General features: G+C 70.3%; 11 protein-coding genes and 1 tRNA gene. All 12 read right to left on the reverse strand.

Annotated features, from left to right (window positions below):
* Positions 1–532: 532 nt before the first annotated feature.
* A complete protein-coding gene (locus V8J36_RS15375) occupies positions 533–2410 on the reverse strand; it encodes an acyl-CoA synthetase (protein ID WP_336468196.1) in 1878 nt (625 codons plus the stop codon).
* 124 nt (positions 2411–2534) lie between these two features.
* Positions 2535–4331: an ABC transporter transmembrane domain-containing protein gene (locus V8J36_RS15380; RefSeq protein WP_336468197.1), complete on the reverse strand. Its 1797-nt coding sequence runs from the start codon at positions 4329–4331 to the stop codon at positions 2535–2537.
* 220 nt (positions 4332–4551) lie between these two features.
* Positions 4552–4625 (reverse strand) — tRNA-Gly (locus V8J36_RS15385).
* A gap of 203 nt (positions 4626–4828) precedes the next feature.
* Positions 4829–5467: an HD domain-containing protein gene (locus tag V8J36_RS15390; protein ID WP_336468198.1), complete on the reverse strand. Its 639-nt coding sequence runs from the start codon at positions 5465–5467 to the stop codon at positions 4829–4831.
* On the reverse strand, positions 5467–7140 hold the full coding sequence (gene recN, locus V8J36_RS15395; RefSeq protein ID WP_336468199.1) for a DNA repair protein RecN: 1674 nt from the start codon (positions 7138–7140) through the stop codon (positions 5467–5469). The genes V8J36_RS15390 and recN overlap by 1 nt, the downstream gene beginning before the upstream one ends.
* 49 nt (positions 7141–7189) lie before the next feature.
* Entirely contained in the window at positions 7190–8026 is an 837-nt protein-coding gene (locus V8J36_RS15400; protein ID WP_336468200.1) for an outer membrane protein assembly factor BamD, read from the reverse strand.
* Between the two features lie 182 nt (positions 8027–8208).
* A complete protein-coding gene (gene lpxC / locus V8J36_RS15405) occupies positions 8209–9135 on the reverse strand; it encodes a UDP-3-O-acyl-N-acetylglucosamine deacetylase (protein ID WP_336468201.1) in 927 nt (308 codons plus the stop codon).
* Positions 9136–9419: 284 nt separating this feature from the next.
* Entirely contained in the window at positions 9420–11090 is a 1671-nt protein-coding gene (ftsZ, locus tag V8J36_RS15410) for a cell division protein FtsZ (protein ID WP_336468202.1), read from the reverse strand.
* Positions 11091–11517: 427 nt separating this feature from the next.
* Complete coding sequence (gene ftsA, locus V8J36_RS15415) at positions 11518–12849, reverse strand: cell division protein FtsA (RefSeq protein WP_336468203.1); 1332 nt, start codon at positions 12847–12849, stop codon at positions 11518–11520.
* A 94-nt stretch (positions 12850–12943) separates the two neighbouring features.
* On the reverse strand, positions 12944–13843 hold the full coding sequence (locus V8J36_RS15420; protein ID WP_336468204.1) for a cell division protein FtsQ/DivIB: 900 nt from the start codon (positions 13841–13843) through the stop codon (positions 12944–12946).
* Positions 13831–14721 (reverse strand): D-alanine--D-alanine ligase, encoded by an 891-nt coding sequence (locus tag V8J36_RS15425; RefSeq protein ID WP_442902498.1) that lies wholly within the window; start codon positions 14719–14721, stop codon positions 13831–13833. The genes V8J36_RS15420 and V8J36_RS15425 overlap by 13 nt, the downstream gene beginning before the upstream one ends.
* 134 nt (positions 14722–14855) lie before the next feature.
* Positions 14856–15788 (reverse strand): UDP-N-acetylmuramate dehydrogenase, encoded by a 933-nt coding sequence (gene murB / locus V8J36_RS15430; protein ID WP_336468206.1) that lies wholly within the window; start codon positions 15786–15788, stop codon positions 14856–14858.
* Positions 15789–15837 lie beyond the last annotated feature (49 nt).

The raw sequence follows: 15837 nt of genomic DNA on the forward strand, positions 1-15837 counted from the left end.
GCTAGAGGGCCGATATGCAAGAGCTTCGTCCGTCGAAACGAACCAAACCGCCCACATATCTCTTCAGTCATCCATCAATGTCAAAGAGCGTGAAGACAAAAAACAATCAGCAGCGTCAGTTCCTGACGCTCACCGCTCGCCTAGTCTCCGAATTTCGTTCCCTTCCGCTTCGGTGTGTCGCCGCCGTCGTTTCCGTCGTTGGCCACCGTCGCTTCGGTAGAGGGGTTTCTAGGGATATCGACCGGGCTCCGCAAGCACTTTTTTCATCCACCGTCACAGAACGTTCGCGAAGCCCTGTTTTCATGGGCGATGCGCCTTCGTTTTGTGCAGTTATCCACAGCGCCGACAGGCCTGGCGGCGGGCGAAGCGCGCGGAATCGGCGGGGGTGACTCGGGTGCAGCGGGCGTACACCCCCCGTACACCCCCTGCGAGCGGTCGAGCCACCCGCGATTCACCCCCCTGCCCTGCCCCGCCTCACCAATGCGGGACCGACAGGCGCTTGGGCCGATGCCGCGACGGGGGCAGGCCCGGATCAGGACCAGTCCCAGGGCAGAGCGAATTCGCCAAGCCGGGCGCTGGCCGCGGCGCGGTCGGCCCCCTCCCCTGCCCCGATCCGCGCGACGAGACCGCGGCGCGGATCCTCGACCACCTCGCGCACATGGCAGCCGGTGCCCTCAAGGCTGGCATCCAGCACGCGCGGGATCGCGAGGCGGCGCAGCGCCGGCTTGAAGATCTTGCCGACGGCGGTCTTCGGAAGCTCTGCCAGGATCTCGAGATGTTTCGGGATCATCGCGCGTTCCGGCAGCAGGCCCGAGACATGGGCGATCAGCGCTTCGGGCGTGACCTCGGCATCCTTCACCAGCTCGACATAGGCGCAGGGCAGCTCGCCCGCGAAGGCGTCGGGCTGGCCGATGGCGCCGGCGAAGGCCACGGCAGGATGCGAGAGCAGCGCCGCCTCGATCGCGCCGGGGTCGATGTTGTGGCCGCCGCGGATGATCAGGTCCTTCGAACGCCCGGTGATCCAGAGATAGCCATCCGCGTCGAGCCGGCCGAGATCGCCGGTGCGCAGGAACGCGCCTTGCGCGAAGAGGTCGCGGTTGCGGTCGGTCTGCAGATAGGTCGAGCCGGGGAAGACGCCGGGGCTGGACACGCAGATCTCGCCGATCTCGTCGGTGGCGCAATCCTCGGGCGCGTGATGCGGCCCCTTGAGGATGCGGATCTGGGTATAGGGCATCGGGATGCCCACCGAGCCCACCTTCTTCGGCCCGTCGGGCGGGTTGCAGGAGACAAGGCAGGTGACCTCGGTCAGGCCGTAGCCCTCGGCGATCTCGACGCCGGTCGCGGATTTGAAGCGCTGGTACAGCTCGACCGGCAGCGGTGCCGAACCCGAGATCGCCATCCGCAGCGACGAGACATCGGCATCGACGGGGCGCTGCATCAGGGCGGCGATGGCGGTGGGCACGGTGATCAGGAAGGTGACCTGCCAGCGCGCGATCAGCTTCCAGAAGTTGTCGAAGACGCCCTCGCCCCGGTAGCCGGCCGGGGTGGGCAGGACCATGTGGGCGCCGGACGCGATGCAGGACATCAGGATCGGATAGACCGCGAAGACGTGGAACAGCGGCAGCGGGCAGATCAGCACGTCGGCTTCGCTGAACAGCAGCGTGCCGCCCAGCCAGCCGTTGTAGATCATCCCCGAGACGAGATGTTGCGCAAGCTTCGGCGCGCCGGTGGTGCCGCCGGTGTGGAAGAGCGCAGCGATGCGGTCGGCTTCGGGATCGTCGAAGGCGAGCGTTGCGGGCTCTGCCGCCAGCGCCTTCGTGAAGTTCAGCCGGGTGACCGGGCGCGGGTCCGGGGCGCGCTTCGGGCGCACCAGCGGGATCAGCGCGCGCTTGAGGCCGCCGACGTGATGGGCAAGGTCGATCTCTGCCACGAAAGTGACGCCGGGGGCCTCGGCCAGTGCGGCGGTGACCTTCTGGTTGAGGTCGGATTTCGGGAAGGGCGCAAGGGTGATGACGCCCTTCGCCCCGGTCTCGTTCAGGATCGCGGCGATCTGCGCGGGCTCGAGCAGCGCGTTGATCGGGCAGACGACGCCCGCGACCATCGCGCCCAAGAGCGCCACCGCGGTTTCGGTGGCATTCGGCAGCACCAGCGCGACGCGGTCGGCGGGGCCGATGCCAAGGCGGCGCAGCAGGTTCGCGGCGCGCGTCACCTGCGCGTGCAGCTGCGCCCAGGTCAGGGTTTCGGCCCTGTCGGCAGGCCCCGAGGTGATCTGGAAGCTGACCGCGGGGCGCGCGGCGTGGTCGCGGGCGGCGGCGGCGAGGAAGCGGTGGATCGTGCGCGGGGTGGCGCGGGCCTCCCAGGCGCCTTCGGCTTCGACGCGGATCCGGTCCTCGAGCCCGACGAAACTCATGTGCCGGGCCTCCCTGCCCCCTTGAACGTGGCCGGGACAGTGGCGGCGCGGGGGCGCGATGGCAAGGGGCGTGACGGAAACGGCCGCCCCATGGGGGCGGCCGTCGGCATCGGGCTCGGTCCGGTCAGGCGTCGAGCGTGTCGAGCCCTTCGGTGAACTGCAGCCGGGCGAGCCGCGCATAGAGCCCGCCCTCGGCCACTAGCGCGTCATGGGTGCCCTGCGCGACGATGCGGCCCTCGTCGAAGACGACGATGCGGTCGGCCTTCTTCACCGTCGCGAGACGGTGGGCGATGATGATCGTGGTGCGCCCCTCGGCCAGCCGGTCGACGGCCTGCTGCACGAGACGCTCGGATTCGGCGTCGAGCGCCGACGTCGCCTCGTCCAGAAGCAGCACCGGCGCGTCGCGCAGGATCGCGCGGGCGATGGCGATGCGCTGCTTCTGGCCGCCCGACAGCATCACCCCGCGTTCGCCGACGTAGCTGTCATAGCCTTCGGGCAGCTTCTCGATGAAGTCATGGGCGGCGGCGGCGCGGGCGGCGGCCTCGACCTCGGCATCCGAGGCGCTGGGGCGGCCGAAGCGGATGTTCTCGCGCGCGGTGGCGGCGAAGATCACCGGGTCCTGCGGCACCAGCGCGATGTGGCGGCGGAAGTCGGGGCGCGAGAGGTCCTTGAGGTCGGTGCCGTCGAGGGTGACGCGGCCGATCTGCGGATCGTAGAAGCGCAGCAGCAGCTGGATGATCGTGGTCTTGCCGGCGCCCGAGGGGCCGACCAGCGCCACCGTCTCGCCGGGCGCGATCGCAAGGTCGATGCCTTCGAGGGCCGAGACGCCGGGGCGCGAGGGGTAGTGGAAGCGCACGCCCTCGAAACCGATGGCGCCGCGGACCGGGGCGGCGAGCTGTTTCGGGCTGGCCGGGTCGGTCACGCTGTCCTCGGCGGCCAGCAGCTCCGACAGGCGTTCCGTCGCGCCGGCGGCGCGCTGCAGCTCGCCCCAGATTTCCGACAGCGCCCCGGTCGAGCCCGCGGCCATGACGGCATAGATGACGAACTGCACCAGCTCGCCCACGCTCATCGAGCCTGCGCGCACGTCGCGCGCGCCGATCCAGAGGACGCCGACCACGCCCGAGAACACCAGCAGGATGACGATCACCGTCATCACCGTGCGCACCTTGATCCGCGCGGCGGCCGAGGCGTAGCTGCGTTCGGTCACGCGGGCGAAATCGGCGCGGCTTTCGCCTTCATGGGTGAAGGCCTGGATGGTCTGGGCCGAGGCCAGGATCTCGGCCGCGGTGCCCGAAGACGACGCGATCCAGTCCTGGTTCTCGCGGCTGAGCGCGCGCAGGCGCCGCCCCAGCACCACGATCGGGATGATGACGGCGGGCACGATCAGCAGCACGAGCAGCGTCAGCTTGAACGAGGTCAGCATCAGAAGCGCGAGCGCGCCGATCAGGATCAGGAAGTTCCGGAGCGCGATCGAGACCGAGGAGCCGATGACCGAGAGGATCAGCGTGGTATCGGTGGTGATGCGGCTAATGATCTCGCCGGTGAGCACGCGTTCGTAGAAGGCGGGGCTCATCGCGATGACGCGGTCGAAGACCGCGCGGCGGATGTCGGCCACGACCCGCTCGCCAAGGCGGGTGACCAGCATGTAGCGCAGGCCGGTGCCCACGGCGAGCGCGGCGGCGATGCCGAGGGCCGCGAGGAAATACTGGTCGAGCAGTTCCGCGCCCTGGTTGAAGCCGTCGACGACGCGGCGCACGGCGATCGGCAGCACGAGGCTGATGCCCGCGGTCAGCGTCAGCGCGAGGGTCGCGGCGAGGGCCAGCAGGCGGTAGGGCCGGAAGAACGGCGCCAGCGCGCGGAGCGAGCCGATGCGTTTCGAGCCCTCGCGGTCGGGACCCACGGGTTGCGGACGTCTGGCCATGCTGCCCTCCTGTTCCGCGCGAGGGTTTAGGGGGTGGGCGGTGCGAGGGCAAGCTGTGCAAGGGTCGCAGGGCCGGGGCCGTCGGGAACGTGACGGAAGGGAGGGGGCGCTGCCCCCTCGCGGGCCTTGCCCGCTCACCCCCGGGATATTTGGGCCAATGCGAAAGCGCGAAGGCCGCGGTCGGCCCGGGGCAGTTCGGCCTGCGATCTGTGGGGAGATCTGGAGCGGGTAGCGGGAATCGAACCCGCCCCATTAGCTTGGAAGGCTAAGGCGCTACCACTACACCATACCCGCCGCTCTGGCCCTCCTATAGCGGGGCGGCGCGGGGGTTCGCAAGGGGAAGTCTCAGGGTCCGGATGCGAGCATGGCAACCACCCTGGCCGCAGCGCGCCGGCGGTGACCCTTCACAGGTGGGGCCGAACTGCCGGAACGTTTTGCGAGACGCGGGAAGCCGACGGCGCCCCCCAGCGGGATCGGAACCGTCCGGATCGGGAGTGTCAGGCCAGCTCGTCGAGCAGGCCCTTGCGGAACGCGGTGAGGCGGGCGGCGCGTTCGGCGGCAAGGCGGCGGCCGGTCGCGGTGGTGAAGCCCGCTTCGAGACGCAGGAGCTTCGTCGTGAAATGGTCGAGCGCGAAGGCGGCGTCGTCGAGGGGGCGCGCCAGCGCGGCGGGGTCGGTCGCGTCGGCGATGGCGCCGCCGTTCAGGCCGGCGGTGTAGAAGCAGCGCGCGACGCCGATGAAGCCCATCGCGTCGAGCCGGTCGGCGTCGCGCAGGATCCCCGCCTCGAGCGTTTCGGGCGGGATGCCGGCCGAGAAGCTGTGCGCCTCGATCGCATGGGCGGTGGCGTCGATGCGGTCCTGCGGCCAGTCGAGCGCCGCGAGCAGCGCGCGGGCCCGGGTGGCGGCGCGGCGCGAGGCCTGCGCGCGGGCGGGGTCGCGCTTGTCGACCCAGACGCAGTCATGCAGCAGCGTGGCGGCCTGCAGGATCTGCAGGTCACCACCTTCCGACGCCGCGATCCGCGCGACGTTGCGCCAGACGCGCAGCAGATGCGCGGGATCGTGGGCGCCGTCGGTCCGGTCGAAGGCATCGGGCAGCAGCGCCGCCGCGAGGGCGGGATCCGGGAACTGGTCCCGCATCAGCCGTCGATCAGCGCGCGGGCGGCGGCGCGGGCGGCCTCGGTCACGCTTTCGCCCGAGAGCATCCGCGCAAGCTCGTCGACGCGGTCGCCGGCATCCAGCGGCTCGACCCGCGAGGTGGTGATCTCGGCCCCGGTCGCGCCGGAGACGGATTTCGACACCCGCCAGTGCCGGGCGCCGCGGGCGGCGACCTGCGGCGAATGGGTGACGACCAGCACCTGCGCGGTGGCGGCGAGCTTTTCCAGCCGCCGGCCCACCGCATCGGCGGTCGCGCCGCCGACCCCGCGGTCGATCTCGTCGAAGATCATCACCTGCGCCTCGCCGTCGCGGGCAAGGCAGACCTTGAGCGCCAGCAGGAAGCGCGACAGCTCGCCGCCCGAGGCGATGCGGTTGAGCGCGCCGGGCGGGGCACCGGGGTTGGTGGCGACGGTGAAGCTGACCTGATCGCTGCCCTCGGGGCCGGCGTCGCCGGGCTCGATCACCGTGCGGAACTGCGCGCGTTCCATCTTCAGGGGCGCAAGCTCGGCCGCCATCGCGGCGTCGAGCCGCGCCGCGGCCTCGGTCCGGGCGGCGGTGAGGGCGGCGGCGGCGGCGGCGTAGTCGGACTGTGCCGTGGTGACGGCGGCGGCGAGCGTGGCCAGATCGGCCTCGCCGCCCTCAAGGTTCGAGAGCTTCAGGCGCAGCCCCTGCGCATAGGCGCCAAGATCATCGGCCAGCACGCCATGCTTGCGCGCCAGCGCGCGGATCGCGAACAGCCGTTCCTCGGTGCTTTCCAGAACGGCGGGATCGAAGCTCAGCGCCTCGAGCGCGGTCTCGACCCCGGCCTGCGCCTCGGCCAGTTCGATCATCGCGCGGTCGAGGGCGGCGAGCGGCGCCTCGAGCCGGCCCCCTGCCCTGTCGGCGGCGCCTTCCAGCCAGCGGATCGCGTCCGACATCGCGCCCTCGGCCCCGTCGGGCGAGATCGCCTGATAGGCGCGCGAGACATCCTCGCGGATCCGCTGCGCGCCCTGCATCTCGCGCCGGCGGGCGTCGAGTTGGGCTTCCTCGCCGGGCTCTGGGTCGATCTTGTCGAGCTCGCCCACGGCATGGCGCAGGAACTCTTCTTCGGCCTTCAGCGCCTCGACCTTGGCACCAGCCTCGGCCAGCGCGCGGCGGGCGGCCGAGAGGCGCGTCCAGCCGGCACGGGCCGCGGCGCGCAGGTCGGCGCGGCCGAGGAAGGCATCGAGAAGGCCGCGGTGGCCCTTCGGGTCGAGAAGCCCGCGGTCGTCATGCTGGCCGTGCAGCTCGACCAGACGGTCCGAAAGGCTGCGCATCACCTCGCCCGAGACGCGGCGGTCGTTAATCCAGCCGGTCTTGCGCCCGTCGGGGGTGGTGACGCGACGCAGGATCAGCTCTTCGCCCGCGTCGAAGTCGCCGGCGATGCCTGCCTCGGCCAGCACCTCGGCCGCGGGATGGCCGGGGGGTAGCGCGAAGACCGCCGTCACCTCGCCCTGCGCCGCGCCCGCGCGCACCAGATCGGCGCGGCCGCGCCAGCCCAGCACGAAGCCCAGCGCATCGAGAAGGATCGACTTGCCGGCCCCGGTTTCGCCGGTCAGCACGTTGAGGCCGGGATCGAAGTCCAGCGAAAGCCGGTCGATCAGCAGCAGATCGCGGACGTCCAGCGATACGAGCATCAGCGCCCCCGAAGCATCCGGCGAAGCGTCCGGCCCCCTGCGGGACCGGTCACATCCATTCGCCGCGGATGGTCTGGCGGTAGATCGACGACAGCCAGCCGTCCCCCTTGGCCTCGGGCTTCAGCCCCTTGGCGGTCAGCAGCCTGTAGCTGTCCTGATACCACTCGGTGGACTGGAAGTTGTGACCGAGGATCGCGCCCGCGGTCTGCGCCTCGTTGGCGAGGCCGAGCGACAGATAGGCCTCGACCAGCCGGTGCAGCGCCTCGGGCGTCTGGGTGGTGGTCTGGAACTGCTCGACCACGACGCGGAAGCGGTTGATCGCCGCCGTGTAGTTGCCGCGCTTCAGATAGTAGCGCCCGATCTCCATCTCCTTCGCCGCGAGATGGTCGAAGGCGAGATCGAACTTCATCATCGAGGACTTGGCGTATTCGCTGTCGGGATAGGTCTCGATGACCTTGCGCAGCGCCTGCAGCGCCTGGAAGGTCAGGCCCTGGTCGCGGCCGACGTCGTCGATCTGGTCGTAATAGCTGAGCGCGAGGAGATACTGGGCATAGGCCGCATCCTCCTCGCCGGGGTAGAAGTCGATGTAGCGCTGGGCGGCCCCGCGCGAATTCTCGTAGTCGCCATCCTTGTGATAGGCGAAGGCCTGCATGATCAGCGCGCGCTTGGCCCAGTCGGAATAGGGATAGAGCCGTTCCACTTCGGAGAAGAGATGCGCGGCATCCGTGGCGCGGCGCTGCGTCTCGAGCGAGGTTTCGGCCTTCTCGTAGATCTGTTCGGCGGTGAGCGACTCGAGCGCCGGCTCTTTCGGAGCCCGCGACCCGCAACCGGCGAGCAAAGCTGCAACCGCGAGACCGGCGATCACCGACCTGCCTGCCCGTCCCATGCCCCGCCCCATTCGTTCCTGCGTCACCTGGTCTTGCCTTTGCGGCTGTTTCTCGACCGCGGCCCCCGGTCCGGGACCGGGCGCGGCGGCGGTTCGCATCCTCGTAGCACAGAAAAATCCGGTGCGCAAAACGCCTTTCGCCCCATGCAGGCGGGTGTCCGCGCTTGGCCGCGCGGACCCGCTCAGGCGTAAGCGGGCAGGTCGTCGGCCGAGAGATTCGCGCCCGGAAGGAAGGCCTCGGCCTCGGCGCCGAGCGTCACGATGCGGAAGGCCTCGGGACGGGCGAAAAGCGCGCGCAGCAGGCGGTTGGTCATTGCGTGACCGGCGCGGTTGCCGACGTAGCGGCCGAGGATCGGCATGCCGGCCAGCGCGAGGTCGCCCATCGCGTCGAGCATCTTGTGGCGCACCGGCTCGTCCTCGTGGCGCAGGCCACCGGGCGAGAGCACCCGCTCGCCGTCGAAGACGACCGCGTTCATGTAGGTGCCGCCAAGCGCGAGGCCGTTCTTCTGCATCGCCTCGACATCCGACTGGCGGCAGAAGGTGCGGCTGTCCGAGAGTTCCCGCACGAAGGCGCCGTTGGCGAGGATCAGCTCGCGGCTCTGGCGGCCGATGGCGGCATCGGTGAAGTCGATGTCGAAGCGCATCTCCAGCGCCTCGGCGCCGGGCTCGAGCCGGGCAAAGGCCTCGCCTTCCGCATGCTCGACCGGGTCGATGATCTTGATCGCGCGGACCGGGGCGGTCAGCTCGCGCAGGCCGCGGGCCATGATCGCGGCGACGAAGGGCGCCGACGAGCCGTCGAGGATCGGCGCCTCGGGGCCGTCGATCTCGATCAGCGCGTTGTGCACGCCGGTGCCGGCCAGCGCGGCCATCACATGCTCGATCGTCGAGACCGAGACGCCGGCGCGGTTGGCGATCAGGGTGCAGAGCTTCGAGGGCACCACGGCGTCCCAGCGGGCGGGGATCAGCGCGTCGGTGTCATCGGCGATGTCGGTGCGGCGGAACCAGATGCCGTAGTTGGCCGAGGCCGGCTGCAGCGTCATGCGGACCGGGGCCCCCGAATGCAGGCCGACACCCTTGAACGTGATAGCGGAGCGGAGAGTCGTCTGCATTGTTTCCTGCCTCTTTATTATCGTGACCGTCGCGGACTTCGTGTCTGGGACATCGGGTCCGGGTCGGGCCCCGCCGGTGACGCCCAGCAAGGGGGCATCCCGACGAGTCTGGAGGTAAGCCGTTCGCTGCGCATGCACAATTCACGCTTTGCAACGCGGTGAAACAAATCCGACGCAAATAAGCGCAACCTTGCCTGAACCGAAAAGTTCAGCAGGCAACCGAATGATTCAAAAGAAAAAGGGCCGGGTTATCCCCAGCCCCTTAACGCACAAACTGTGACTTTTCAGTTCGCCTGACGACGCAGGAATGCGGGAATCTCGGTCCTGTCGTGGTCGCCGTCCTGCTCGTCGTCATAGGCCTGGACCGGCGGCTGGCTGCGCGGTGCGGGCGGGGCCGAACGGGTCGGCGCGGGCTGCTCGCCGTGGTGGCCGGTCATCCGGTTGATCAGCGAGTTGATGCCGAAGCGAGGACGATCCTGCGCGGCGGCCGGGGCCGGCTGCGGCTGGCGGGGGGCCGGAGCCGGGGCGCGCTCGGGCGCACGCTCGGCGGCCGGGCGGGCGGCCGGAGCCTTGGCGGCGGCGGCCTGCAGGCGGGCCATCGCCTCGGCCGAGGGGGTGCCGGGCTGGCGGGCACGGGGCGCGACGAAGGCGGCGGCATCATCCTCGACATGGACGTCGCGCATGGTGGTGCGGCCCTGCGCGGCGGTCGGGCGGTAGGCCGGGGGCGGCAGGTCGTCGACCTGCGGCTCGGGCTCGCGCTCGTAGTCTTGGGCGATGCCGGGGAAGCTGTCCTGCACCGGCTCGTCGTAGTGTTCCGGCTCGGGCGCGGGCTGCGGCGCGACCGGGGCACGGGCGACCGGCGGCGCGGTCATCTCGGCACGCGGCGCCGGGGCGGGCTGCGGCGCCGGCTGCGGGGCGCGCTGCTGCACGGGCGGCTGCGGCGCCGGGGCGGCGGCGGTGCGGCGCGGGCCCGGGATCTCGACATTGGCAGTGGCGTCGATGCCGGTCGCCACGACCGAGACGCGCATCGTGCCGTCCATGTCGGGGTCCAGCGTCGAGCCGACGATGATGTTGGCTTCCGGATCCACCTTCTCGCGGATCACGTTCGCGGCCTCGTCCAGTTCGAACAGGGTCAGGTCGTAGCCGCCGGTGATGTTGATCAGCACGCCCTTGGCGCCGTTGAGGCTGATCTCGTCCAGCAGCGGGTTGGCGATCGCCTTCTCGGCGGCGTGGCGGGCGCGGTCTTCGCCATCGGCCTCGCCGGTGCCCATCATCGCCTTGCCCATCTCGTCCATCACCGAGCGGACGTCGGCGAAGTCGAGGTTGATCAGGCCCGGGCGGACCATCAGGTCAGAGATGCCCTTGACGCCCTGATAGAGCACGTCGTCGGCCATCGCGAAGGCTTCGGTGAAGGTCGTGCGCTCGTTCGCCAGCCGGAACAGGTTCTGGTTGGGAATGATGATCAGCGTGTCGACGACCTTCTGCAGCGCCTCGACGCCGGCCTCGGCCTGACGCATGCGCTTAGTGCCTTCGAACTGGAAGGGCTTGGTGACGACGCCGACGGTCAGCACGCCAAGCTCACGCGCGGCCTGCGCGATGATCGGGGCGGCGCCGGTGCCGGTGCCGCCGCCCATGCCGGCGGTGATGAAGCACATGTGTGCGCCGGCGAGATGGTCGACGATCTGCTCGATCGACTCTTCGGCGGCGGCGGCGCCGACGGTCGGGCGGGCGCCCGCGCCGAGGCCTTCGGTCACCTTGTTGCCGATCTGGATGCGGGCCTGCGACTTCGACTGGGCCAGCGCCTGGGCATCGGTGTTCGCGACGACGAACTCGACCCCCTCGAGCTGCTTGTCGATCATGTTGTTGACCGCGTTGCCACCCGCACCGCCGACACCGAACACGGTGATCCGGGGCTTCAGCTCTTCGTGGTCGGTCATCGTCAGGTTGAGGGTCATCGCTTGTCCGCCCGTTATGTCGCCGGCCATGACTGTTCTGGGGGGCCCGGCCGTTATCCCGCACTTTCGCCCAAGATTAGCGATGCTTTGCCGAGAGGTCACGAGGAAAACATGATCCTGCCGCAAAATATGGGGGGTCGAGAGCCTCGGGAAGCGGTATCTTGCCGAAACTCCACCATATTGCAGGCTCGCCGGGGCGAACCACATTTTGCATCGCAGCAAGGTTTGCGGCGAATCCCCCCTGGGAATCGCCCTGCGGCCGCGGGATCTGGGAGACTGCTCTGTCGCCCTTGGTCTTGCTCCGGCCTCTGTCGGGCCGGCGATGGTATTGGTCTAGCAGGCGGGGGCGGCGCGGGGAACCCCCGGGATGATGCGGGGAAGCCCTTGACGGATCAAACCTTCGCGCGCGCCCCCTGCCCTGCCGGTCTTACCAGTTGTCTTTGAACCACTTCATCGCGCGCTTGAGCGAGCGGGCGGGATAGCGTTCGGCCGGAATCTCGAAATCCCACCATTCGTCCTGCGGATGCGCGGCAAAGAGGCAGAGCCCCACCGACGAGGCGAAGGCCGGCCCGGTCGCGGCCTGCGGCAGGCCCTGCACCCTGAGCGGACGGCCAAGGCGCACGTTCTGGCCGAGGATCCGCGCCGCCAGACCGTCGAGGCCCGGGATCTGGCTCGCGCCGCCCGAGAGGACGATCTGCTGGCTCGGCAGATGCTCGAATCCCGCGGCGTCGAGGCGGGCGCGCACGTCCTCGAGGATCTCTTCGACGCGGGGGCGCATGATCCCGATCAGCTCGGCCCGGCTGACGCGGCGGCGGTCGCGTTCCCAGTCGCCGGTCTCGCCGCCGATCTCGATCATCTCGCGGTCGTCCATGCCGGTGGCGTGGACGCCGCCGTAGAAGGTCTTGATCCGCTCGGCCGTCGCCATCGGCACCTGCAGGCCCTTGGCGATGTCCGAGGTGACGTGATCGCCGCCCAGACGCACCGCGTCGGCATAGATCATGTGCTTCTTCATGAAGATCGAGAGGCCGGTCGCGCCGCCGCCCATGTCGATGCAGGCCGCGCCCAGCTCCTGCTCGTCCTCGACCAGCGACGAGATGCCCGAGACATAGGCCGAGGAGGCGAGCCCCGCGAGTTCGAGGTCGCAGCGCTTGATGCAATGCACGAGGTTCGAGATCGCCGACTGGTCGACGGTCAGCAGGTGCATGTCGACGGCAAGGCGGTTGCCGATCTGGCCGCGCGGGTCGGCGAGGCCCGAGCGGTGGTCGAGGGCGAAGTTCACCGGCTGGGCGTGCAGCGCGTCGCGGCCCTGGCCGAAGTCGGGCACGTCGGCGGCGGCGAGGACACGGGCGATGTCCTGTTCGCTGACCTGACCGGCCTCGATCTCGACCTCGCCGGCAAGGCCGTAGCTGCGCGGGTTCGCGCCGGCGAAGCAGGCGATCACATGGTCGACGCGGACGTTGGCCATCTTCTGGGCGGCCTGAACGGCGGTGCGGATCGCGCGCTCGGTCTCCTGCATCGCGTCGATCTCGCCGAAGCGGACGCCGCGCGAGCGGGTGGTGGCGGCACCGATGACGCGGAACTGCGACTGGCCGGCCATCGAGCCGAGGCCGTCCTCGCGCTCGGGCTCGGGGCCGTCGAACTGCAGCACGAGGCAGGCGATCTTCGATGTTCCCACGTCGAGGATCGCGATCACGCCGCGCTGCATCGCCGCGCGGCGCATGTTCCGCATCGCCCTTTGCGTCTGGTAGAGATCCGTCATCTGCCCGCCTTCTCGCCCGCTGCGACGGTGCCGTCCCGTCGTCTGTTGCTGTTTCCCGCCATCGTCCCCGCCCCCCCGCCGTCCGACCCTTCGGTCAGTTCCCGGCGACGAGCTGCTTTTTCGTATCCGACCGCGCCCCGGTGCCCCGGAACCGCGCCGCCGCCGTTTCCGACAGCCGAAGCGTCGGGCGGTCGAGGATGCGCATGTCCACCACGTCGATGTCGCGCGCCAGAATGTCTTCGGCCTTGTCCAGCGCGATCACCGCCTCGATCCCGCGCACCGCGTCGGTGGCCGGAAGCTCGATCGACTGGCCGCGGTCGAGGATCATGTCCCAGCGCCGCTCGCCCATCCGCACGAGGCCGCGCACCCGCGGCAGGATCGGCGTCGCGGCGGCCATGATCGCCATCGCCTCCGGCACCGCCAGATCGGCCCCTGCCCCCGCGATCAGCGGCAGGTCGGCCCGCGCCTCGCGGCTGGTCAGCTGGGCGATGCGGTAGCCGTCCTCGTCCACCGCGAAAAGCCCTCCGTCGATGCGCCAGACCAGCACCGGCACCCGCTCGGTCACGTCGACCTGCAGAACGCCCCCGGCGCGCACGCGCAGCTCGGCCCGCTTCACGGCGTCGATCTGCTCGATCTGCGCGCGCAGCGCCGGCAGGTCGAGCTGGAAGGACGAGACCGGGAACGGGATCTGGGTCACGTTGCGGATCGCATCGGCCAGCGGTGCCGAGGCGCCGTCGATCGCCATCAGCGTCACCATGAATTCGGGGCGGTCCTGCACGGCGCGGGTCATGTCCTGCACGTCGGTCACCAGCGCCGCCCGGCGCGCGTCCGAAGACAGGTAGATGCCCGCGACCATCGCCATCAGGAAGGCGGGCAGGCCCACCCGCAGCAGCCGCCGGTAAAGCGGCGTCAGCCAGAGACGGTGCAGCCGGTAGGCCGCCCGGCTGGGTGCCGGATCGCGCCGCGGCGCGCCGAGCCCGTTCACCGGCTGCACGAGGCATCCTCCACGATCCAGCGGCAGAGCGCCGGGAAGTCGAGCCCGGCATGGGCCGCCTGTTCGGGCGAAAGCGAGGTGGGCGTCATCCCCGGCTGGGTGTTGGTTTCCAGGATGAAGAGGCCGTCGAGCCCACGCTCGGGGGTCCAGCGGAAGTCCGAGCGCGACAGCCCGCGGCAGCCGAGCGCCTGATGGGCGCGCAGCGCGTAGTCGCGGCAGGCGTCGGCGATCTCGTCGGGGATGTCGGCGGGCAGGATGTGGCTCGAGCCGCCGGGGGCGTATTTCGCGTGGTAGTCGTACCAGCCCGAGGTCATGATCTCGGTCACGCAGAGCGCGCGGTCGCCAAGGACGGAACAGGTCAGCTCGCGCCCCGGGACATAGGTTTCGACCATCACCGTGTCCGGCATGTCATCCGACAGCTGCGCCGGGCCGTTGGCACCGTCCTGCACGATGTAGACCCCGACCGAAGAGCCCTCGGCATTCGGCTTCACCACATAGGGCGCGGGCATCGGATGGGCGGCTTTCGCGGCCTCGCGGCTGACCAGCAGGCTTTCGACCACCGGCAGGCCGGCGGTGCGATAGGCGGCCTTGGCGCGGGTCTTGTCCATCGCCAGCGCCGAGGCCAGCACGCCCGAGTGGGTGTAGGGGATGCGCAGCCACTCGAGCAGGCCCTGCACGCAGCCGTCCTCGCCCCAGCGGCCATGCAGCGCGTTGAAGACCACGTCGGGCTCCGCCGCGATCAGGCGCGCGGACAGATCGGCCCCGCCCTGCGGACCCGCGTCGATCTCGACGACCTCGTATCCTGCCACCCGAAGGGCCTGGGCGCATTCACGCCCCGAGACGAGCGAGACCTCGCGTTCCGCGGAGGGTCCACCCATCAATACCGCCACTTTGGGGGCTGCCCTGCTCGACATGCCCGCCTCGTTTTATTGTCCGCGCCGAAAGTTTCGCGGAAGGTTGGGGGTTCGCGCCCCCGGAATTTGTTGTTTTTCAGCCGCTTCCGGCCTGTCCCTCAGGGCGTCGGTTCGCCGACGCGCATGATTTCCCACTGTAGCGAAATTCCGGAGTGCTGCAAAACCTTTTTGCGGACCTCCTCGCCCAGACCTTCGAGGTCGGCGGCGCTGGCGCCGCCGGCGTTCAGCAGGAAATTGCAATGCATTTCCGACATTTCCGCCCCGCCCTGCCGGGCGCCGCGCATGCCGGCATCGGCGATCAGCTTCCAGGCCTTCAGCTCGTGCGTGTCGTCGGCGCGGCCGGTGCTGCTGAAGCCTGCCGGATTGCGGAAGGTCGAACCCGCGCTGCGCGCCTTCGAGGGCTGGCTGGCGTCGCGCTTGGCGATCTGCTCGTCCATCCGCGCGGCGAGGTCCGCGGGATCGCCGGCGGGCGGCGCGAAGCTGGCGGCGGTGATCACCCAGCCCTCGAGCAGCTCTGTCTGGCGGTAGCCGGGCTTCAGATCGGCGGGGGCAAGCGTCACCAGGCGCCCGTCGCGGGTGACGGCCTGCACCTCGGCCAGATGGTCGAAGGTGTAGCTGCCGTAGCAGCCGGCGTTCATCCGCACCGCGCCGCCGATCGAGCCGGGGATGGTGCGCAGGAAGGCGAGGTCGCAGCCGGCCTCGGCCGCGCGGCGGGCGACATGGGCATCGAGTGCCGCGGCCCCGGCGGTGACGCGGCCGCCCTCGCAGGTGATGGCGTTGAAGCCGCGGCCAAGGCGGATGACCACGGCGCGCAGGCCGCCGTCGCGCACGATCAGGTTCGAGCCGACGCCCATCGGGAAGACCGGCACCGCGGGATCGAGGGCGGCGAGGAAGGCCGCGAGATCCTCGGGGTCGGCTGGCTGGAACAGCCAGTCGGCCGGACCGCCGACGCGCAGCCAGGTGAGGTCCGACAGGGCGCGCGCGGGCGTCAGCGTGCCGCGGACGGGGATCTGGGCGGGGTCGGTGGTCATGCGGGCCTCGGGTCGTCTAGACGGGGGGCGTCAGGCGCGGGGCGTCTGG

This window comes from Frigidibacter sp. MR17.14 (assembly GCF_037095735.1).
In the GTDB taxonomy this organism is placed as follows: domain Bacteria; phylum Pseudomonadota; class Alphaproteobacteria; order Rhodobacterales; family Rhodobacteraceae; genus Frigidibacter.

Coding starts and splice junctions, on each gene's coding strand:
- V8J36_RS15375 (WP_336468196.1), bottom strand. CDS start 2,410: ATGAGTTTCGTCGGGCTCGAGGACCGGATCCGCGTCGAAGCCGAAGGC.
- V8J36_RS15380 (WP_336468197.1), bottom strand. CDS start 4,331: ATGGCCAGACGTCCGCAACCCGTGGGTCCCGACCGCGAGGGCTCGAAA.
- V8J36_RS15390 (WP_336468198.1), bottom strand. CDS start 5,467: ATGCGGGACCAGTTCCCGGATCCCGCCCTCGCGGCGGCGCTGCTGCCC.
- recN (WP_336468199.1), bottom strand. CDS start 7,140: ATGCTCGTATCGCTGGACGTCCGCGATCTGCTGCTGATCGACCGGCTT.
- V8J36_RS15400 (WP_336468200.1), bottom strand. CDS start 8,026: ATGGGACGGGCAGGCAGGTCGGTGATCGCCGGTCTCGCGGTTGCAGCT.
- lpxC (WP_336468201.1), bottom strand. CDS start 9,135: ATGCAGACGACTCTCCGCTCCGCTATCACGTTCAAGGGTGTCGGCCTG.
- ftsZ (WP_336468202.1), bottom strand. CDS start 11,090: ATGACCCTCAACCTGACGATGACCGACCACGAAGAGCTGAAGCCCCGG.
- ftsA (WP_336468203.1), bottom strand. CDS start 12,849: ATGACGGATCTCTACCAGACGCAAAGGGCGATGCGGAACATGCGCCGC.
- V8J36_RS15425 (WP_442902498.1), bottom strand. CDS start 14,721: ATGGGTGGACCCTCCGCGGAACGCGAGGTCTCGCTCGTCTCGGGGCGT.
- murB (WP_336468206.1), bottom strand. CDS start 15,788: ATGACCACCGACCCCGCCCAGATCCCCGTCCGCGGCACGCTGACGCCC.